The sequence below is a fragment of the Haliscomenobacter sp. genome, from assembly GCF_965225875.1.
Classification (GTDB): domain Bacteria; phylum Bacteroidota; class Bacteroidia; order Chitinophagales; family Saprospiraceae; genus Haliscomenobacter.
The window spans coordinates 1,729,402-1,750,404 of record NZ_CBDDBS010000002.1; the positions used below are offsets into that span (position 1 = coordinate 1,729,402).

A 21,003-nucleotide genomic window follows, 5' to 3' on the forward strand; every position below is an offset into this window, starting at 1 on the left:
TACTTTAAGAAAAATCCTACACGATTCTTGCCCTGAAAAAGACCAATGTCAAAATCTAACTTTGTGTCCTTCGTGTCCTCTTTTTTTTCTTTGTGCTAAAAATTGTGTCGCTTTGGGTTCTTGCCCAGCGTGCTACTTCTCCTCCACTTGGATCAACTTCACCGCGTCCTCCAATTTCAATTTACCCGTATCATAATCGCGGATCAGCGTTTGGGGCACCGTATACGAAATTTGTTTAGCAACTCCTGCCGTAGAATCCCACAATACCCCACCACTGTTACCGATAGCAACGTCAACCTTCAGGATTTCACCAGCTTTCAGCCCTTTGATGACCCGGCCATATTCCAGCAATTGGCTCGGAAATTCGGCTTTAAAAGCCTTTATCTTGTTTTCAATTTCTTCTTTGGAGGTTTCCTTGTTCTGAGGATTAACCCGGTAAACACCGGAAGCCTGATCCAATCGAACTTCGGTGAAGTTACGGGACATCAAATTCAGTTTAAAAACATACCCGAATCCACCGACAACATCAGAAGTAAGGCCACCGTATTGAATCAAATTTTGTGAAACTTCAGCTGAATAAAGCCGTTGCAAAATTGCCGTAAAAACTTCCAGTTCCGGGTTGGTCACCCGCTCGGCACAACGTGTTACTGAATATTGCACCTTCTCGGCAAACTTAGCCTGATCCAACTTGCCCGCCCGCAAATCAAGCATGTCCTGTTTTAGAATCCGGCTGCTCAGTTCACAAGCCATTTTACCCTGGTCAATGCCCCAGTAGTCTTCTTTGATCGTCCAGGTTACCCAGATTTTTTCTTCCGACTTCAATTTGCTTAAGAGAATAGTGTATTCTGCCAAAAACTTTTCCAAGACCTTTTTCATCCGGGGGATTTTGGCCGCAAAAACACTGTCTTGTACTTTGGCAGTATTCCCCCCTCTAGGGCTTGTATAAAGTGTAACGGCGTCGCCATAAAAGGACTGCAACTGACCCTGTTGTCCATAAAGCAAGGCGACTGAATCACCAGATATGGCAATAGGGCTAGGAACCTGAACACCCGAAAGGGGATCTTGTCCAGCGGTAGACAGCGGTTTTTCAGTTGTTCTGGGCTTAGCTCTGGTCGTGCCAGTTGCCCTTGGCGTTTCAAGCACTACCACATCGGTCGCTTGTCCCCCAGCCGTTGTCAATCCATAACGACTCGGAGCAAAGGCTCGGCCATTGACCCCCAACAGCATCGGCCGACTGTAAAAAGGCATACGTTGGGTAACAGTGAATAGAATGCCACTGCCCGGGATGTAACTTCCTCTAATCCGCTCGATGTTGATGGCAGTATCGCCGTTGTTGAACTCCTGCTGAACCAGTTTAGACAATATACCGGTCATGATGCTGATGTCCTTGTCTTCAGGATCATTCAAATTCGAGGCATAAAGATCCCCTCCATAAGTTCGTGCAATAGCAGGAGCATAAGCTCGGTTTTGGGCAAAAGTGCTCAGGCTAAGGCCCAATAAAAAACCCAATAAAAGGTATGTTTTCATGGCTTTAATTGTTGGTTTGTTGAATGATTACACGGTTAAACTTGTCTTGCTCCAGCTTTTGGTAATGCACCTGAGCATAAACTTTGTTGAATTCGTCCTTGATGCGATCCAGGTCTTGTTCGCGTTTGATGTTCCAATCGATGAAGCCTTGCTGCAACACCCACTTGATTTTTTCCTGTTGCTGGCTGTGCGCATCGTTCATGGCGGTGACCATTTTGCCCAGGTTATCGGCTTGGGTGGCTGCCACCAAAGCGGTCAATTCCTCTTGCTGTTGTTTGTTGAGTGCACTCAACTCACTTTGCAGCTGGTTGACTAGTTGTAGGCGTTGGGTATCGTTGTCCTTGCGCAGGTTGACCTGGGCAGAGGCAATGGTTTGTTCCAATTGGGTGTAATGGGAAGCCAATTCGGCCCGCACCAATTCCTGGATGGCCTGGGTATCCGCCGCAGTCAGGGCATTGGTTTGGGGCTGGTCGACCTGGATTTGGGCTGGCCGGGGAGTTTTGCCAAAAGCAAGGGTCATTTCTCCTTCATCAAAACGCACCTGAATTTTGGCCAATAAAAACCCAAATACCACCAGCGCAATAGAGGCTGCCGCCCAATAAGGCCAGCTCAATTTGCGGACAACCGGCGCCGGGGCTACCGGTGTCGGCATCAGCCAGGGCATCATGGGCGCATCGGGAATGGGTATACTTTGCAAAGCGCCACGCACTTCCTGCAAGTCCTCCAGTTCTTGCGCCAACTCGGGATGTTCCTGCAACCAAGCTTTGTCTGCTGCTGCGTCCGCAGCCCCTTCGCCATACAGGAGGTCCATTAGTTTGATGATTTCATCTTCATTCTTCATAGTACATCTCTTTGATCAGGCGCTGTTGCGTCAGAATTTGTTTGAGGTTTTTGAGTCCTACATAAAGGCGTGACTTGGCAGTGTTTTCGGAAATCTGCAACAAGTCAGCTATTTCTCTAAATTTCAGACCATCCAGTTCTTTAAGGATGACGATGGTGCGTTGCTCTTCGGGCAGTTGTTCCACAGCTTGCATCAGGAGGCGGTTGCGCTCAGCCAATTGCAGGTCGTGGTCGGGCATTTGGGCGCGGGGTTGCCGGGCTTCGGGCACATCAAAGCTGGTCAGGCGTGAACGCTGTTTTTTGCGCCCCTCCATGTGGCAACAATTGATCACGGTGCGGTACAACCAGCTGACGAATTTTTCAGTTTGTTGCAACTGATCCAGGTGCTGATACACCGACATAAAGGTGTGTTGCACGGCTTCGCGGGCCATGTGTTCGTCCGACACATAGCGCATGGCCATCTGGTAGGCCCGGCGATACCAAACCCGAAAGAGCATGTTCAGCGAGTGTTGGTCGCCCTCTCTGGCTTTGCGCAGTAGTATTTCCGTTTGTTGCTCCAAAGGATCGGCTTTTCAGTTGTGTTATGTCCTAAGGATGCGGGTAGGTTGGGAAAAGTTTGAAATGGGTAAGATTTTTTATAAAAACGAAAAGAAACTCCGAGAAACTCTGCGTGCACTCTGCGAAACTCTGCGGTTAAAAATCAATTAATTCAAAACTCACCTTATAAAAACAAAAGTACCATCGCCACAATGCACAAGCCGATCGTCATCCGCCGAAAAAAGCGATCCGAAAACCGCTGCACCAGCCAAATACCCGCCGCCACTCCAAAAAGCAGTACTGGAACCAACAACAGATTGATCTGAATCGTATCCCAGGATATGGTACCCCAAAAGAAAATCTGAAAGGGCGTTTTGACCAAATTGATCGAAAAAAAGAACCAGGCTGCGGTGCCCAGGTAGCTTTGTTTGGGCAATTGCATGGCCAGAAAAAATACCGTCGTAGCTGCTCCAGCCAAATTGCCGAACATGGTGGTCACTCCAGCCAAAATCCCCATACAAGCCGCAAACCACCACTGATGAGGAATGGTGGTAATGCCGCGATAATCCCGGTACAACATAAAAGCAACGCTCCCTGCAAAAATCACCCCCATGATGCGTTTGAACAACCAATCGTCCACCACCTGCCCCAGCCAGGTGCCAAAAACAACGCCAAGGACGGTCCAGGGCAATAACTTCCAATAATATTTCCATTCCGCATTTTTGCGGTAATACAACACAGCAGTGAAATCGGCTACGATGAGCATGGGTAAGATCAAACCGGTAGAAAACTTACCCCCAAAATACCAGGCAGTTAGTGGCACAACGGACATACCCAGATTGGAAATTCCTCCTTTGGCCATCCCGATGAATAAGGCGGCCAGGAGCAGAATGCCCCATTGAATCGGGCTAAGGGATTGAATTGAAAATTCCATGGGGGCAAAGGTAGGGATTGTAGTTGAGTTTAGGAGTTGAGAAGTTTAGGAGTTGAGGCTGCCGCAGCGACTTAGACATCGACATAGTCAAAATCGCTCGCGGTAGCCTAAACCTTCTCAACCTCCCTCAACTTTCTCAACTCTTACTGTATTGGCGGCCACACAATCACATCCACCCTGCGGTTCTTACGTCTACCTTCCCAGGTCGAATTGTCAAATAAGGGGTTAAACTGGCCAAAGTCCTGAATGGAGATCATTTCATTCCGCAGTCCTTTGTCCAATAATATTTTCAGGGTATTGTCCGAGCGCATTTGGGAAAGCCATTGATTGTATTCGGCCCCACCAATGTTGTCCGTATGGCCATGAATACTCACGTCGTGACTGTCTACATCCGGAATTTCGTCAAGAAACTTATTCAAAGCATCGATTTGCGCTTGATCAATGTAATGGGAGCCCCCTCCAAAATAAATACTGAAGATATGATAAGGGGCTTTTCCATCTCCGATGAGGTGTTGTTGGCCCCAGGCCCAGGTAGTAGAACTCAGGAAGATGAATGCGTAGAATAATCCTTTCATGGTCAGCGGGTTTTCGCTGACTAAAATACGGGAAATAAGTGAAAAGTGAAAAATGAAAAGTGAAAAGCAGGTTCAGCTTTTGTCTTCCACCGTCCATATCATCATTTCACAAATCAGCAAGCATATTGTTTTTCACTTTTCACTTTTCACTTTTCACTTTTCACTTTTCACTTTTCACTTTTCACTTTTCACTTTTCACTTTTCACTTTTCACTTTTCACTTTTCACTTTTCACTTACATAATAAATCGTAGGGCAATCATTTGTCCAATAAAGCCAATAAAATAGCCGCCGTACAAGTCCATCGGTTCGTGGGCTTTTAAACTCAGGCGCGAAGTACCTACCAAGCCCGCCAAGACCAAAAAAAACAGCAATAGCGCAGTGGTACTGATTTCCAATACTCCCCCCCCTTGAAACGGGACGGCAACTGCATTGTAATCAGGAAAATAACTCATCAGCAGGATAAGCATCCCAATAATCCCACCCATCCCTACTGCATGCGCACTGATTTTGGAAAAAAGATTGATGAAAAACGCAAGGAAAAGGGCAATGGTAGTGCCCAGGGCAAAGCTGGTAAACAAGCGGGGAATGGTGGTATTGTCCACTAAATTGCGGAACAACCAGAGGTAAAAAATTCCAGTGACAATGTAGGGAATGATACGTTCTTGCCGGTCGGGCATTTCCAGGGATTGCACCAAACCCGTAAAACGCAACATCAAAACGGCAACCATAGGGATGAAAAAAGAAGACAAAAACACCCGCAAAACCAACTGCATTCCAAAAGGCTCGGCAATGCTGTGTACGCCAAAAATGTAGGGATTGATCAGCAAAAACAACACCAACATGTAGGTCAACACCAATAGAGGGTGAAAGATAACTGAGATGATTTTGGCAAAAACTTGCATGAAACCTTGGATTAAAAAATTTTCGGCACAAAGATATTGATTATGTGAATAGTTCCACAAAAGCAAAATCTTTTCCGCTGAACAAACCCAAATCGCTGAGTTTGAGGTCGGGAATCACCAGCAAAGCCATAAAAGACAAGGTCATAAAGGGCGCATGCAAGGTGGAACCTAAATTTTCTTTGACAAAATGGTCAATCTCACTGTACAATTTAGCGGTTTGATAGCCGTCGGCATTGGTCATGATTCCTGCTACGGGTAGCGCCAGCACCTTTTCTTCCTGATGATTGACGGCTGAAATGCCTCCTTTCGAACGAATGATGGCATTCACCGCTTTACAAATCGAAGCATCATCCACCCCTACGGCAATGATGTTGTGGGAATCGTGCCCCACACAGGAAGCAATGGCGCCTTCTTTTAGCCCAAAATTTTTGATGAAAGCCACCGCAGGAATGGCCTCCGCGTAGCGGTTGACTACGGTGATTTTCAAAATATCCTGATTGACATCGCTCAACACCAGACCTGCTATGCTGGGCAGATCGGCCAAACTACTCCTCGTAACAATTTCACCATTGATGGCTTCAATGACCCGAACCTTTCCACCTTTGCCAAGTGGAACCGCAAAGTCTTGGGGCTTTTTTAAGGACGTATTGAACTGGTTGGGCACGGCTGCTTTTACGGATTGTAACAGGCTTTGCCCCCGGCGAGCCACCATTTGTCCATTGATGTAGGTTTCTATCACTTCAAAAGTGCTCAGGTCTTCCACCACGATCAGATCGGCTGGGTCACCCTCGCGCAACAACCCCACTTCCAGTTTGTAATGCGCTACCGGATTGATGGTCGCTGCCCGGATGGTATCGTACAAATCACAACCACCCATCAAGGCACGAGCCACGAGTTGATTGATGTGGCCCTGAATCAGGTCGTCGGGGTGTTTGTCGTCGGAACAAAACATAATTTGCGCAGGAAACTGGGGCAATAAATCGATCAAGGCAGCAAAATTTTTGGCTGCGCTACCTTCCCGAATCAGCACCTTTACGCCCAATTTTAATTTTTCCAAAGCTTCATCGTAACTAAAACATTCGTGATCGGTGCTGATGCCTTCCGCAAAATAGCGTTGTGCATCCGTTCCCCGCAGCCCCGGTGCATGGCCATCAATGGGTTTGCCCAACTGTTGGGCGATCTTGATTTTGGCCATTACCCCTTCATCAGCAAAAAGCACCCCAGGGTAATTCATCATTTCGGCCAGGTACTTGACTTCAGGTTTGGACAACAAGGTTTTGACTCCTTCTGCATCAATCACCGCTCCAGCGGTTTCAAAGGCGGTAGCAGGGACACAGGAAGGTGCTCCAAAGAAAAACTTAAACAGGGTTTGTTTCCCATTTTGAATCATGTACTCTACTCCAGCAATACCCAATACATTCGCAATCTCGTGTGGATCCGATACCGTTGCCACCGTTCCCTGCACCACTGCCAGACGTGCAAACTCCGAGGGAATGAGCATGGAACTCTCGATGTGTACATGGGCATCCACCAGCCCAGGTAAGATGTACCGCTGCGGCGCACTTTGTAAAGGGCGAATCTGCTTGATGAAACCTTGGGAAATTTGCAGCTCCCCCGGAAAAATCCTTCTTTGGTGAATATCAATAATCTGGCCTTGGATGATCATGTTTTTTTATCGTTCTTTGAACTTTAATAGCGTAAATATGGAAAACTTTTGGTCCAAAATAATCCTTGAGTTAGGGAGTTTTCAAATAAGTGGTGCACAATTAACAATTGCCTCATTACAAACACTGGGCTTATTGGCACTTGACTGGCTGATCATGTTCTGGTTGTTGCGCAAGTTGTTCCGCAGATTCAATGTGGAACAAGTCCGGCGGCGGCAAGTAAGGCGGCGCTTTCAACCACTTTTTTTGTACCTGATCGTCCTGACCTGGATGTGGACTTGTAAGGTAGACTATACTTTGTATCAGGATAAAATACGCTGGATTGGGATTTCTACACTGATCCAGGGCTTGATGCTTTGGCAAATTGCCTTTATTGTGGACCTGATTTTAGGCCGGGTTATTTTGCGCAATTTTTTTCAGGCCCAGGGAAATTTAAAAAACCCGATTCTGGGGGGCGGTTCCAGTGGCCTCCAACGCACGCTGAGCACCTCCAATCGCTACATCAAATATGCAGTATACGTCGTTACATTGATGGCGATGCTGAGTTTGTTCCAAACGGATTTTACCTTTTTTGAGGGTAAAGTTGGAAAAGGTAGCTATGCTCTCCGCATTTCCAATGTGCTGATCGCATCTTTGGTGATTTTGACGGCGCAACTCCTGATTTGGCTGATTATCCATTTGTTTTTGGCCAATTTTTACCGCCGCCGCAGCATCAACATTGGGTCTCAATTCGCTTTCAACCAACTCGTCAATTACCTCATCTATTTTATTGCCGGAATGATCGCCCTGCATTTTGTAGGCGTGAACATCACAGTTATTGCCGGTGGTGCAGTTGCCTTATTGGTGGGCGTGGGGATTGGTTTGCAACAAACTTTCAATGACTTCTTTTCGGGGATTTTGTTGTTGTTTGAACGTTCGGTGGAAGTAGGCGATTGGGTCGAAATTGATGGCCTGGTGGGCAAAGTGCGCCGCATTGGCCCCCGTACCTCCGTGGTCCAAACCCGCGATAACCGCAGTGTCATCGTGCCCAATTCCCGATTGGTGATCAACAATGTGACCAACTGGAGCCATGGCGATGATGTAGCCCGCTTTACCGTTGCGGTGGGTGTAGCTTATGGGTCTGACACCCAGTTGGTCAAACAAATTTTAGTAGATGTAGCCAAAAATCACCCAAAAGTCTTGCCTACCCCTGAGGTGAATGCCCGAATGGTTTTGTTCGGAACCTCAAGCCTGGATTTTGAAGTCTATTTTTGGTCCAATGAGTTCATGGGCATTGAAGATGTAAAAAGCGACATTCGTTTTGAAATCGACAGAGTATTCCGGGAACACAAAATTGAAATTCCCTTTACCCAAACGGACGTATGGATCAGGAATTGGGAAACGTTAAAGGGACGGTAAAAAATCCTAAAATTCTGTTACGTCTAGCGCTATAGGGGCCTGCATTGGTTAAGCATTAGTTAAACCACCCATTGTCCCTTTTCTTTTCCCCAAACTTCCCGTTACATTATTGCAAATTTTCGTCACAAAACATAAATAGAACTTCCATGAAGGAACAAACATTCAACCTCATTAAGAAAGCAATATTGGTTCTGGCCTTGGTTCCAGCTTTTGCCCTGATGGTACAAGCCCAACGTATTGCCAGTGTTGATGTATCCCGCATCCTTGAAAGTGTCAATGAATACAAGGCTGCTGGTGATGAATTGGACAAGATGGCAGCCCGCTGGCGGCAAGAAATTGCTCAGGAATACGATAAAATCAAGAGCCTATACAACCGTTTTCAAGCAGAGCAAGTCCTTTTGAGTGACGAAGCACGCAGACAGCGTGAAGACGAGATTGTGAAGAAAGAATCGGAGGTTCGCGAAATGCAACGCAAGCGCTTTTCACCCGATGGAGATCTGTTCCAACGCCGCAAAGAGTTGGTGCAGCCCATCCAGGATCGTGTTTACGCGGCCATCGAAGCTTACGCAAAAGAGCGTGGCTATGATTTCATCTTCGACAAAGGTGGTTCAGCGGGCATGATTTTTTCTAATCCGCAGTACGACAAGACCGATGACATCATCAATCGCTTGAAATAATCCGAAAAAGGTTATTTTTGCGCGATTTTCGGACAATTCGAAAATTTAAAATCGCAAATACGGACAACAATGAACAAGTTTATGAAGACAGGCTTTATGTTCATCTTCGCAGTGTTTTGTACTGTAGCCCTCCAAGCTCAAAAATTTGGCTACATCAATTCACAAGCTATGATGGCAGAATTGCCTAAGGTGAAGCAGGCTGACTCTGACATGGAGGCTTATCAAAAGCAATTGCAGAAGAAAGGCCAAGATATGGTTACTGCTTTCCAGACTAAAGTACAAGACTTCCAGAAGCGCGTACAAGATGGTTTGGTACCACCCAAGCAGCAAGAAGAAGAAGAGAAGAAACTCGAGGAAGAACGCCAGAAAATTCTTGCTTACGAACAAGAAATGAGCCAGTTGCTCCAAACCAAAAGAGATACGCTGTTGAAGCCTATTTTGGACGAGTTCAATGCTGCCGTAAAAGCAGTGGCTACTGAAGGTGGTTATACCTACATTTTTGACCAGGGTATCCTGTTGTACTTTGATGCAACCATGGATGTAGCGCCTTTGGTAAAGAAAAAACTGGGACTCTAGAAAAAGAGTTGAGAAGTTGAGAAGTTGAGGAGTTTAGAGCTTGGTCGCTGAGCTGTTCCTGAGCGAGGCCGTAATAGGTCGAAGCTCGCAGGCCCTAAACTTCTCAACTCCTCAACTCCTCAACTTTTTTGCATTTTATGGCTCTCGCATCTCAACCTATTGGTGTTTTTGACTCAGGAATTGGAGGTTTAACCGTGGCCAACGCCATTGTTAAAAAATTACCGAACGAAGAGATCATCTATTTTGGCGATACCGCCCACCTGCCTTACGGCGACAAATCCGCCGACGCCATCCGTTACTATTGTTTGCGCATCAGTAAATTTCTGCTCGATCAAGGTTGTAAAATGATCGTGGTTGCCTGTAATTCAGCCTCCTCAGCAGCGTATGACGTACTACTCGATTTTTTCCGCGAACAGGCGCTTTTTGTCAACGTCGTTGATCCACTGGTTGGTGCAGTAGCCAAAAAAGGCTTCGATCGGGTCGGCGTAATTGCCACCAAAGCCACCATCCAATCGGGCATTTACCACAAACAATTGCACCGGGTCCGACCCAGCCTGGAAGTTGAATCCCTCGCCACTCCCCTACTCGCCCCCATGATTGAGGAGGGTTTTGTGCACAACCAGGCCAGTAGGGCCATCCTGGATACTTACCTGGCCCACCCCGGTTTTAGCGACATTGAAGCATTGCTTTTGGCTTGTACCCATTATCCTTTGATCCGGCAAGACATCGAAGATTACTTTACCCACCCGGTTGAAGTACTCGATTCTACTTTGGTGGTAGCCGAGGAAGTAGCACAAAAACTGGGGGATAATGGACTGCTCAATCCCCAAAAGCGCCATCCTCACCGCTTCTACGTTTCCGATTATACCCAATCCTTTGAAGAAACCACCCGTTTGTTTTACGGGGAAGCCATCCAATTGGAGCATTACCAGATTTGGTGAGCTTGCATCGTATTACTCGATGTTTTGCTCGGAGGACATGAATTGCCACGTGCTTTAGCGCGTGGATGGAGATTGCATTTTTGATGGGCTTTAGCCCCTGCCTTCATTTTCAAGCTAGGGCTAAAGCCCAAATCCTAGGGTATTTCGATGACCCCAGGCTAAAGCCAGGGCAATTCATGTCCTCCGAGCAAAATATCCAGTAGTGTAATCTTCAAAATTGCTGTCGCAGATTACCCGGGAATTCTGCTGGATACAATTTGATATCTTCCTTGCGATAGGGGAAACGCACTTCTTCGAACCGCTTCGTTTTGTGCATGCAATAAAGGCTTTGCGAGCAGGCTGCGCATTTTTTGACATTGACACTTTCTACCTGAAAAGGTTCTGCCCCTTGCTGCAAAAACTGCTGAAATCGATCCAGATAACGATTGTACAGCGCAAGATTTTTAGGGTCTAAACTCAGTTTTTTGACCCCGGCTTTGTGAACATAAGCTTCACCATCTTTAAAATCGTACAACCAATACACCAGATAGCCATATTCTAGCGGATAATCACAAATATTCACCAGGTAGGCCAATACCTGTAAGAGGTGGTTTTTGAAAAAATAAAAGGGGATTTTTTCCCATTCTTGTTGCCGTTTCTGGTTTTGGGTAGCCAAAGTGCCCGCCCATTCTTCTTTGTTGAGTTTGATGACAGAGGGGTTCATGGGGTCACGGTAGTGGATGAATTTTTCTTCTACTACAAAGTATCTCCCTTCCCGATCTCGAAAAATGTAATCGGGGCTGCCCACGAAAGCAGTTTTTGCATTGCTGAACAATGGTGCATCCGCCCCATGCCCGGTATAAACGGTTTCAGCCCCTAGAATTTTGGCAATCGCCGGATTTTGCCAGGCGCGACGGTAAAAAGGATCGGTTGTAGACCCGCTTTTTTGTTTTTGCCGGCTCAAACGCAGAGATTCGTGGAGTTGTTCGCCCATCTCGATTAATCCATCTCCTGCTTCTACAATGGTTTCAAACGTATTGCTGATGGACAAAGCCGCCGGACAAAAGCTATAACGCGCCAACTGGGTAGCGGTAAAATGAGGAGTTACGACCTTCTGTAAAGGGATTTTCGCGGGGGTCTTTTTTAACTCTAGTTCAGCGACCAGTGCATCTACAGCTGCTTTGGCAGAGAATTGCCAGGCTTTAAAAGGGTTTTTGGACTTTGGATTAAAATGGTACCGCCCTTTACTCAGCATGAGTTGTTGGAGGTATTGCTCAATGTCTTTGGGGTTTTGAAAACCCATGCGGCGCAAGAGGTATTGCGCATAACTCAATTGGCGTGGAGTATATTTCATGTGAAGCCTTGGTTGGTGAAACGATAACCAAAGGCCGTGTATCAAGTTATGTAAAGGCAGAAAATGGCTTAAGCCAAATACAATTATACTACTTTTTTTTTGTTTTAAAAAATTAAAGCACAAAAAATTTTTCACTTGCACATTCCCAAAATTTTCCTATATATTTGCAGAAGGGAAAAAACAGGAACGTTTTCATTCAAGTCGGATGGAAGCGTTCCTGTTTTTTTCTAAAAACCTCAGCGTTTTTGATCACAGCTACTGTAACCGATAATCTTAAAAAGCGTTACAGCACAAAACCTACCCAAGGGGCGAAAAAAATAAGTATTCATTTTGCCAGAGGATCAGATAAGTAAACAATTCATTTCAAGTTTCTTATCTGATCCTTTGGCTCAAGAAAAATGAACACTTATTTTGCCCCACTACAAAGCCTTAATCCAAGTTGCGATTTTTTCAAAACAACAAGGATCAACATTGGCATTCGGTCGGCGCAAACGCCCGACTGGGGAAGGAGTTTAATCATTGGAAAATTAATGTATTATGGCAATCAACTATTTAACCAAGGAAGGTTTTGACAAATTGACGGCAGAATTGGAGGACCTGAAAACCAGAGGTCGTGCTGAAGCGGCACGCGCAATTGCCGAGGCGCGTGAAAAAGGAGACCTTTCTGAAAATGCCGAATACGATGCTGCTAAAGAAGCCCAGGGCTTGCTGGAACTGCGCATCAATGACCTGGAAAAACAAATGGCCACTGCACGCGTTTTGGACGCCAGTGAAGTAGATATCTCTAAAGTGACCGTTTTGGCCAAGGTGACGATTATGAATACCAAAAACAAAGCGAAAATCACTTACCAGTTGGTTTCTGAATCGGAGGCCGACCTCAAAGCCAAAAAAGTATCCGTCAGTTCCCCAATGGGGCAAGGCCTCTTGGGCAAAGTCATTGGCGAAACCGCCACGGTAAGGACGCCCAATGGCGATATGCAGTTTGAAATTGTGGATATTGCAATTTAAGTAAAAAGTGAAAAACGAAAAGTGAAAAGCAAATACATCATTTGGATTTCACCGTTCGTTTCACTTTCCACTATTCGTTTTTCACTATTCACTTTTCACTTATCACTTCACATGGCTTCCATCTTTACCCGCATCATTAACGGCGAAATCCCCTCCTACAAATTGGCAGAAACCGAGGATTATTTCTCCTTTCTGGACATTCGCCCCATGGCCAAAGGTCATGCCTTGGTTATCCCCAAAAAAGAAGTGGATTACATTTTCGATTTGGAGGATGATTACCTGATCGGACTTCATTTGTTTGCTAAAAAGGTAGCCAAAGCCCTGGAGGCGACGGTTCCTTGCAAACGCATCGGGATTGCGGTCATCGGACTGGAAGTGCCTCATGCGCATATACACCTCATTCCTCTCAATACTTTGCAAGACATTACTTTTACCAAAGCAGTCGTGGAAGTGAGTCCTGAAGAGATGGCGAGTATTGCAGCGGCTGTAGCCGAGGAAATAGTGAAAAGTGAAAAGTGAAAAGTGAAAAGTGAAAAAGATAAAGTGAACGGTGAAAATCAATCGGTTTAATTACTTTTCGTTTTTCACTTTTCACTAAAAAATCATTCCCATGTGTGTCACTTCAGCAGCAGCAGCTTTGAACTCTACCTACGTTGGAGCCTGGGAAATTGACCATCCAACATATGGCTATCGGCATGTAATGGCTTACCAGAATGCTCCGCAAAATTTGGCCGAAGGCGCCAATTGTATGCTTTTGCATATTCCTGCAGCAGCGCCTCTGTTACCAGAACATTTGTTGGATACTGCGGATTGCCCTGACTTATTGCGGCAAACTTATCAGCTTTGGATGAGCAGGAACACCAGAGGTGGCCTTTTTGCCCAAAGTACCTACGTAGTCGAGATGGGAGTTTATCATGTAGTATTGTTGAATGAAAAAACGGAAGACGCGCTAAACGCTGCGCTTTTACAAATACCCTTGGAAAAACGCCCGGCAATTGCGCCAGAATTGCTGAACTTTTATGTAGACAATTTTCCTGGCTACCCTCTTGTGCTGGCCTGTTTCAACAATCGGGATAGCCGCAATGCTTCTCCTATTCTTTTGCATTACCAGCCTTATTCCACCACTGAACTGTTTTTTAATCTGTTAGAAGGGCACGACGGTGGGCCTCCCGTTTTTGGCAAAAACATACAACTCCATCAGGTATTGATTGCTGGCACACAGCGCGTTGAAACTTGGAGAGGCCATCCAGGTTTTTTTGAATATCCAGGAGTTCCAGAACGGCTGCTGCCTTTTCTGCCAGTTGTGGGGGAGGTACAGGCACTACATGGAGAGTATCCGAATAACGATGCTCTTTGGAGTTTAGTAGATTAACCTGAATTTTGAATTTCACTCCCAACTACTTTCTCGCGTAGCATAAGACTCAGGTGGTAAACCTAAACTTTGCCCTCTGGCTTTTAGCAATTCCAAACGGCCGTCTACCGTACGCGTAAAAACCAACCTCGTAGGCCCCATTTTTTCCGCCCAAATATCCTGAAATAGTTCAGCATCCCTCTTCTTTTTGCCTAAACAAGTGGGCACTGGAAAGTAATACAACAATGGCATCTGGGGATCAAAAGTGTACTTCAAAGCCAATAAATACCGTGGGTTCTCAATGGGATTGAGCAATTCCTGCAGTGCATTAAGGTAAAGTTGAGCACTATGGGTGTCCAGATTTTTAGGCACCACCACCAGTTCATCACTCATTTTGCCCTCAATGCCCAGCTGTACCGCATTTGCAGAATTGGCTTGCAACAGCTGGCTCTGGCCTAGTGTTTCGAACAAAGCTTCAGCAGCACTGCTCCAAAATAGCTGCGGGTCCTTGATCCGGCGTAGGTTCGACCAGGCCCCGAGTATAAAAGTGCTATTGAAGAAGGATAAATAAACCAACCAACCCGACAGAATAAATGTTATCAGCGCCAGGCCAAATACAATCCCCCAGTGCCAAGTCACCCCGCCAACAAGCAATGCATAAAGCCCCATTCTCAACCCTAAACGGGGTCGATAAACGTCCAGTTCTTTAAAATATCGCGTGATTTGAGGTACCCAACGCAAGCGACGCAATTGGGAAAAATCCAATGCGCTCAACAGCAAAATGCCGATGGTGATGCCGAATAGCAGATTGCCCCAATCCCAACCTATAAATCGCCCCCAAGCAACCAACAGAAATGCCCCAAATACCCAAATTGCCGCAAATAGGTTAAATCGTTTAAAATCGCGTCGGTAAACCTGCCTGGTTTGCTCCAGGGCAATTTTCTTTTTTCCATTAAAAGTGGTGTTACGCTGATGTGGAACCCTTACCTTTTCCTGCACCGCATATCCATTTCCTATTGCCTCTTGCCAAACCTGCTGCAAACGAGGGCGTGCCTTGGCGTAAACTGCAGTATTGTAGTTGAATTGCTCCAATTCGGGTATAGCAATTGGCAGAGTAGGCAAAGCAAAACGATCCATTCCACTAATGATAACAGGTTGAGCACCCTGACCGAGGCCAAAAAAAGTGGACATCCGCCGCTTCAGCATCAATACATCACTTCCACCTGCCGGGGAGCGGGGGTCAATACAGGCCAGGTGCCAAATGTTGGCGGTTTTTTCCACGATTTGGCGGTGTACCCGGATGGCCCTTCCCCGCATTTGATTCGACAACACGTGTGAGCCCACAAATGTAGCCAGTACCAGGGTATTGATTTCGGGGGCATCCCAACCCTCTCCCAACAAAGCAGTGGTGCCCACCAAGGCCTGTATCCCGCCCTGTGCAAAAAGCGCCGTAATGACATTGACGATGGCCGTTTTGGCCTTGGCACTGACTGGCTCAATGTGCAAGTAAAGCGGGTCATGTTTTAAGGCATTGCGTCGAAGGTCGCCAACTGGAATGTTCCATTTTGACAATACTTGATCCAAAAGTGGCTCACTGGCTTTTGGAACAATGACCAAGGAACCACTCAATACCCCTATTTCCAGGCCGAGGGGGAAGGCTCGGCGCAAAGACTCAAAAATGGGCACAACACCTAACTGATCCTGATTGGGGTCATCCAACTCATCCGTTGGCAACAATTCCTTGCGAATGTAATCGCACAGGACCACCATGCGCAATTCTTTGCCCAGATTCTGTGCTTCAATTTTGGCGATTTCTTCAATGGCATGGAGCTTGCTCACGCTGTTGCGCAGTTGTTTGGCCAGTTGAGGTGGTTCTTTCAAGTACACCTTAGCTTTCTCAATAGCTCTAATTCGACGCAAGGTTTTGATGATGCGTTCAATCGGTTCTTCCGCCAAAAAAGCTTCAAAATAAGGGTCTTTGAACAAAGCATTTTGCAGCAAGACCTCCAGCCAATCCAAGGAGAGTTTTGGAATTTGGCTTTCATCCGCTCCAATGATGCCCAGGGCACTCAAGGGTGCCACTTTTCCCAAACCTTCCAAACCTATCAGCAAAGCCGAAAAATAAGCTGGGTTTTCATAAATCGCTTCCGTGTACAGGTCCGGTTGATTCAGCCAGGGGTGTTCCTTGAGTAAGTTGATGAAGCGATAATTGTGTTGCAGGCCTTCTGTAAAATCAACAACTGCCCGATGAAAATCCTGCAACTCCCGCGAAGCTACATCGGGAGGCATACAGAGGTACAAATAGTCCTGATGTGGGCAAAGGTCGCCCGCAGCAACCAGTTCCGGAGTGTAAATGATCTCATCAAAGTCCCCGCACAATTCGTGGTAACGCGCCCATTCAAAACCACTAACGTCATAGGGCGGAGTAGCGGTCAGGGCAATCAGCAAGGGGCTTAATTCTTTTTTGAGATTGATTAAGGGTTTCCACCACTCTTTTTGCAGGTGGTGGCATTCATCCACGATTAAAGTCTCTATCTCTGCTTGCTGCAATTGGCTGATGATCTGGGGATTTGTTTTCCAAGCCTGATGCAAAGCCTGATAGGTGCAGACGGTGAGCAAAGCAGGATCATGCAAATCCCGACTGATCCAATCACCGCCCATTTCAGCACCAAAATCCTGGATCAAGCGCTCTATCCATTGCTCTCGAATGACCAGGGTTGGCGCCAGGATTAAGGTTTTGCGGTCAAGCCTACGCATCAATTCCAGGCCCAGGATCGTTTTCCCCGAACCCGGCGGAGCCACCAGATGGAATTTCCCCTGATTGAGCAACAAATCCGTTTCCTCCAGAATTTTTTGCTGGTAATTCCGCCAGGGATGGGCAAAATGTAAATGTGGGGGAAAAACAAGGTTAGGTTGATCAGGCATTGGCATTTAATTTTGTGCATAAAACCGCTCCCTCACCTCCAAAATCAAGTCTTCAATCTTTCCCAAATCCGGCAACTCCGGCAAAGTACACCGCTCGTACAACTCATTGATGTAAGCAATTTTTTCCTCTGCCCGCAAAATCAAATCTTCGTATAAAAACTCCCCACGGCGCACGGCCAACAACTCCTCACGGTTGGGTCGACGCACGATCACCTCTCCATCCCGCAATATTTCCGCCGCCATGTCCAGCAAACGAAAGGTATGCATCATGTTTTTAGCATCGTAGTTTTTGCCGTGTTGCAAGGTGTTTTGGTAACGTTCTTCGTTGCGCAGTTTGACCCATTCCCAGTATTCGCGGTAACTTTTGCAATAGGCCGAGTAGCCATCTTTGTTGAAGGACATGATGGCCAAAGGTTCGGTTCCTTTGGGTACGCTGCTTAAGGCGACTTCGTTGGCGCTCTCTTTTTGAATGACTCCACTGAAGGATAATTCGCCACTATGGTCATAAAACAGGGCGTACATGTCCCGCATGTTGGGAATGTTGACCAGGCCACAGCGTTCTTGTTGCAAATTATTTGCTTCCAGCCATTTAAGCAAGGCGATTGAGCCCTGGTTTTTAACCACAAAACAAAAGTGCAGGGGTGTTTTGCGCTCCGGCTCCTGCGGGTTGTGGATTTTTTTGTTGAGCCCCCTGGCCTTTTTGATTTGGGTAATTGCGTAGCCCGCAAAGGTATCCCGGCAGAGTTTAGACAAAAAATCGCTCGGTTTGAACAACTCAAACAATGGATGCCGGTACACGATACAATCGGTTGGCGCATTCAGCATCTCCAGGATGTTGGGATTGTTTTTTGCCAACAATTCGGCAAAGCGCCGCAATTCATAAAAAACCTCATCATTGCCGGGGCTATTGACCTGATCGAGTTGATGCAGGCCATAAAATTGCTTTTTGGGCAAAACAAATACCCCCTTGTAATCGGTATCGGAACTAGGCAAGGCTAGCCCATAAGCCTGGCTGCCGCTGATGCTTTCGAGTAAAAGTTGTCTGGATTGGCGGAGTTCGTTAAGATTCACGGTGAAAAGTTGAGGAGTTGAGGAGTTGAGAAGTTGAGGCTACCGCAAGAATGGGTTTGAGTGTGATGTGTGCGTGTGAAAGTGTGCATGTCGCTGCGGTAGCCTAAACTTCTCAACTTCTCAACCTTCTAAACTAAAAAAGGGCTTCATGATTATTCCTAACCACAAAGCCCTTTTTATCGTTCCAAAGGAAATTATCCATTCATCGACAGCAGGAACTCGTCATTGCTACTGGTCATATTCATGTGTTTGCGCAGGAATTCCATGGCCTCTTCGGGTTTCATATCCGAAAGGTGGTTGCGCAGGATAAACATACGTTGGAGGGTATCTTTGTCCAAAAGCAGGTCGTCGCGGCGGGTACTCGACTTGGTAAGGTCGATCGCCGGGAAGAGGCGCTTGTTGGCCAAACCACGGTCAAGCTGCAATTCCATGTTACCCGTACCTTTAAATTCTTCAAAGATCACGCCGTCCATTTTGGAACCGGTGTCGATCAGTGCTGTTGCCAGGATGGTGAGTGAACCACCACCTTCGATGTTACGGGCAGCACCAAAGAATTTTTTAGGTTTGTGTAGCGCGTTGGCTTCCACACCACCGGAAAGTACCTTACCAGAAGCAGGTGCTACAGTGTTGTAGGCACGCGCCAAACGGGTGATGGAGTCGAGCATGATCACCACATCGTGACCACATTCTACAAGGCGTTTGGCTTTTTCAAGCACAATGCCAGCTACGCGTACGTGGTTTTCAGCGGGTTCGTCAAATGTAGATGCAACCACTTCCGCGTTTACACTACGTTTGAAGTCAGTAACTTCCTCCGGGCGTTCATCCACCAACAAAACGATGATGTAACACTCGGGGTGGTTTTTAGCGATGGCGTTCGCCAAATCTTTCAACAAGAAGGTTTTACCCGTTTTTGGCTGTGCCACGATCAAACCACGCTGGCCTTTACCGATGGGGGTAAAGAGATCGATCATCCGGTTGCCCATGTTTTTGGAACCTGGAGCACTCACCAAACGCATTTTTTCGGTAGGAAACAGTGGCGTCAGGTAATCGAAAGGCACCCGATCGCGAATTTCCGCCGGGTCGCGGCCATTGATTTTAGACACTTTTAAAAGGGCAAAATATTTTTCACCTTCTTTAGGTGGACGAATGGCACCACAAACGGTATCCCCAGTACGCAAACCGAACAACTTGATCTGGGAAGGCGATACATAGATGTCATCGGGTGAAGTCAGGTAGTTGTAGTCCGCAGAGCGCAGGAAGCCATAGCCATCAGGCATCATTTCCAGAATGCCCTCTCCTTCGATGATCCCATCGAGTTCGATGTCAAAACGTTCTTCTTCGGCTGCGTAATCTTCGTATTCTTCTGCCGCAGGTTGGCGGCGCTCAGGAGCATCTTCGAAACGGCCGCCATCGCGGTCACGATCACGGTCTCTGTCGCGATCATCGCGGTCGCGTCCATCACGTTCCCGGTCGCGGTCGCCACCTCTATTATCGCGGTCACGATCCCGATCTCTATCCCCACGGTCATAGCGGTCGCGGTCGTTGCGATCGGGGCGATCGCTGCGTTCAAAGCGGGTATTGCGCTCAGGACGGTCACGTTCTCCGCGGTCGTCACGAGTAGGGCGTTCCATCCGGCTGCCTCTTTCCTCACGCTCTTGGTCGCGCTCGCGCTCGGGACGTTCATCGCGACTAGGCCTTTCTTCACGGGAAGGGCGTTCATCACGAATAGGCCTTTCTTCACGGGCGGGTGTGACCGGGCGTTCAGGACGGGTTCTTTCTTCACGTTCTTGCTCACGTTCGCGTTCGGTCCGTTCGTTGCGATCACGGGTACGTTCCAAACGTGGCATATTGCGGTCGCGGCGAGTAAGGGCTTGTTGTTGCTCAAGCTCTTCACGGGTCACGCGGCGGCGGGTTCTTTTGTTTCGGTCATTGGGGTCTTCATCAACCGGATCATTCTCGGGTTGATCAGAAGTATTGGCTTCTTTTTTGGCCGTAGTGGGCACAAAAGAGTCATCTTCATCGTCGTCTGGGCGGTACAATTCGTTTTGAAACTGTTCCCGGCTGGTGATGCTGGCGGGGATATCAAGATCTTCTCCAGGCTCGAAAGCAGGGCGCTCCGAACCTTCAGCAAGGGCCTGGGTATCCAGAATTTTGTAGACGAGTTCTTTTTTGTTGAGTTTTCGGTAGCCCTGGATGCCCAATCGTTCGGCGAGCTCTCTCAGTTCTGGCACCAGCATGTCGTTCAATTGCAAAATATCGAACATAATTGTAAAGGCTTCTTTTTGAACTTGAAGCGGTAGCCTAAGCTTGCTTCGGGACTTGGTAAATGAATGTTATTTGAAAAGTAAAACAATCGTGGCAGATGTGGGTGGAGATAGCTGAATCAAATTTAATTTTTGACGCGTACTCGCTGTAAGACACCGAATCGAATCTTGTTATAGCAAAACCAACAGTTGTTCTCCTCTCAAAACCCTTAAATACGATGATTTATTGTACGTTTAAGGAGGAATAAAAGAGGATTGTGCAGCTCTTTGCGAAGTAGGATACCACCTTGCTTATGTGCTATAGAAAGAAAGAGGTGTGCTGTAATGCCACAAAAATACATTTATTTTTAATTCCAAGCACTATCTTTGTAAAAAAAGTTGAAGAGTTGAGAAGTTAAGGAGTTGAGATCAGTTATTACGCGAATCCGAAGTGCAGATCTCGACCCCTCAACCTCTCAACTCCTCAACCCCTCAACTTT

General features: G+C 46.9%; 18 protein-coding genes. 7 read left to right on the forward strand and 11 right to left on the reverse strand.

The annotated features are described in order from the left end of the window. Positions 1 to 132: 132 nt before the first annotated feature. The 7 genes from ACO08K_RS09690 to ade form a co-directional block, all read right to left on the reverse strand. Positions 133 to 1,527 carry a hypothetical protein gene (locus ACO08K_RS09690; RefSeq protein WP_421796196.1) on the reverse strand — a complete coding sequence of 465 codons (1,395 nt, stop codon included), beginning with the start codon at positions 1,525 to 1,527 and terminating at the stop codon, positions 133 to 135. A 4-nt stretch (positions 1,528 to 1,531) separates the two neighbouring features. Beyond that, positions 1,532 to 2,368 carry a hypothetical protein gene (locus tag ACO08K_RS09695; RefSeq protein ID WP_421796197.1) on the reverse strand — a complete coding sequence of 279 codons (837 nt, stop codon included), beginning with the start codon at positions 2,366 to 2,368 and terminating at the stop codon, positions 1,532 to 1,534. Continuing rightward, positions 2,358 to 2,927 carry an RNA polymerase sigma factor gene (locus ACO08K_RS09700; RefSeq protein WP_421796198.1) on the reverse strand — a complete coding sequence of 190 codons (570 nt, stop codon included), beginning with the start codon at positions 2,925 to 2,927 and terminating at the stop codon, positions 2,358 to 2,360. The genes ACO08K_RS09695 and ACO08K_RS09700 overlap by 11 nt, the downstream gene beginning before the upstream one ends. Positions 2,928 to 3,088: 161 nt before the next feature. Further along, complete coding sequence (locus ACO08K_RS09705; RefSeq protein WP_421796199.1) at positions 3,089 to 3,838, reverse strand: sulfite exporter TauE/SafE family protein; 750 nt, start codon at positions 3,836 to 3,838, stop codon at positions 3,089 to 3,091. A 143-nt stretch (positions 3,839 to 3,981) separates the two neighbouring features. Beyond that, positions 3,982 to 4,413, reverse strand: a complete 432-nt coding sequence (locus ACO08K_RS09710) for an OmpA family protein (protein WP_421796200.1) — start codon at positions 4,411 to 4,413, stop codon at positions 3,982 to 3,984. Positions 4,414 to 4,647: 234 nt separating this feature from the next. Further along, a complete protein-coding gene (locus ACO08K_RS09715) occupies positions 4,648 to 5,316 on the reverse strand; it encodes a hypothetical protein (protein ID WP_421796201.1) in 669 nt (222 codons plus the stop codon). A gap of 40 nt (positions 5,317 to 5,356) precedes the next feature. Beyond that, positions 5,357 to 6,982, reverse strand: coding sequence for an adenine deaminase (gene ade / locus ACO08K_RS09720; protein ID WP_421796202.1), 1,626 nt, complete (start codon positions 6,980 to 6,982; stop codon positions 5,357 to 5,359). Between the two features lie 133 nt (positions 6,983 to 7,115). Here ade and ACO08K_RS09725 point away from each other — a divergent pair, with 133 nt between their 5' ends. The 4 genes from ACO08K_RS09725 (at position 7,116) to murI (ending at position 10,572) form a co-directional block, all read left to right on the forward strand. Beyond that, positions 7,116 to 8,378 carry a mechanosensitive ion channel family protein gene (locus tag ACO08K_RS09725; RefSeq protein WP_421796203.1) on the forward strand — a complete coding sequence of 421 codons (1,263 nt, stop codon included), beginning with the start codon at positions 7,116 to 7,118 and terminating at the stop codon, positions 8,376 to 8,378. Positions 8,379 to 8,524: 146 nt separating this feature from the next. Next, positions 8,525 to 9,055 carry an OmpH family outer membrane protein gene (locus ACO08K_RS09730; protein WP_421796204.1) on the forward strand — a complete coding sequence of 177 codons (531 nt, stop codon included), beginning with the start codon at positions 8,525 to 8,527 and terminating at the stop codon, positions 9,053 to 9,055. A gap of 81 nt (positions 9,056 to 9,136) precedes the next feature. Then, complete coding sequence (locus ACO08K_RS09735; protein ID WP_421796205.1) at positions 9,137 to 9,631, forward strand: OmpH family outer membrane protein; 495 nt, start codon at positions 9,137 to 9,139, stop codon at positions 9,629 to 9,631. Between the two features lie 137 nt (positions 9,632 to 9,768). Next, positions 9,769 to 10,572, forward strand: coding sequence for a glutamate racemase (murI, locus tag ACO08K_RS09740; protein ID WP_421796206.1), 804 nt, complete (start codon positions 9,769 to 9,771; stop codon positions 10,570 to 10,572). A gap of 211 nt (positions 10,573 to 10,783) precedes the next feature. On the opposite strand, the gene ACO08K_RS09745 is transcribed toward murI, so the two are convergent. Further along, the gene (locus ACO08K_RS09745) at positions 10,784 to 11,905 is read right to left on the reverse strand and encodes a hypothetical protein (RefSeq protein WP_421796207.1); all 1,122 of its coding nucleotides are present in this window, start codon (positions 11,903 to 11,905) and stop codon (positions 10,784 to 10,786) included. Between the two features lie 537 nt (positions 11,906 to 12,442). Between ACO08K_RS09745 and greA the strand changes: the two genes are divergently transcribed. The 3 genes from greA to ACO08K_RS09760 all read left to right on the forward strand — a co-directional run bounded on the left by greA (position 12,443) and on the right by ACO08K_RS09760 (position 14,285). Then, positions 12,443 to 12,913: a transcription elongation factor GreA gene (gene greA / locus ACO08K_RS09750; protein WP_421796208.1), complete on the forward strand. Its 471-nt coding sequence runs from the start codon at positions 12,443 to 12,445 to the stop codon at positions 12,911 to 12,913. A gap of 111 nt (positions 12,914 to 13,024) precedes the next feature. Continuing rightward, the gene (locus ACO08K_RS09755; protein WP_421796209.1) at positions 13,025 to 13,432 is read left to right on the forward strand and encodes an HIT family protein; all 408 of its coding nucleotides are present in this window, start codon (positions 13,025 to 13,027) and stop codon (positions 13,430 to 13,432) included. Between the two features lie 91 nt (positions 13,433 to 13,523). Then, positions 13,524 to 14,285: a hypothetical protein gene (locus ACO08K_RS09760; RefSeq protein ID WP_421796210.1), complete on the forward strand. Its 762-nt coding sequence runs from the start codon at positions 13,524 to 13,526 to the stop codon at positions 14,283 to 14,285. 15 nt (positions 14,286 to 14,300) lie between these two features. On the opposite strand, the gene ACO08K_RS09765 is transcribed toward ACO08K_RS09760, so the two are convergent. The 3 genes from ACO08K_RS09765 to rho all read right to left on the reverse strand — a co-directional run bounded on the left by ACO08K_RS09765 (position 14,301) and on the right by rho (position 20,524). Next, positions 14,301 to 17,189, reverse strand: a complete 2,889-nt coding sequence (locus ACO08K_RS09765) for a DEAD/DEAH box helicase family protein (protein ID WP_421796211.1) — start codon at positions 17,187 to 17,189, stop codon at positions 14,301 to 14,303. 6 nt (positions 17,190 to 17,195) lie between these two features. Further along, positions 17,196 to 18,260, reverse strand: a complete 1,065-nt coding sequence (locus ACO08K_RS09770) for a DNA polymerase beta superfamily protein (RefSeq protein ID WP_421796212.1) — start codon at positions 18,258 to 18,260, stop codon at positions 17,196 to 17,198. A 194-nt stretch (positions 18,261 to 18,454) separates the two neighbouring features. Continuing rightward, a complete protein-coding gene (rho, locus tag ACO08K_RS09775) occupies positions 18,455 to 20,524 on the reverse strand; it encodes a transcription termination factor Rho (protein WP_421796213.1) in 2,070 nt (689 codons plus the stop codon). Positions 20,525 to 21,003 lie beyond the last annotated feature (479 nt).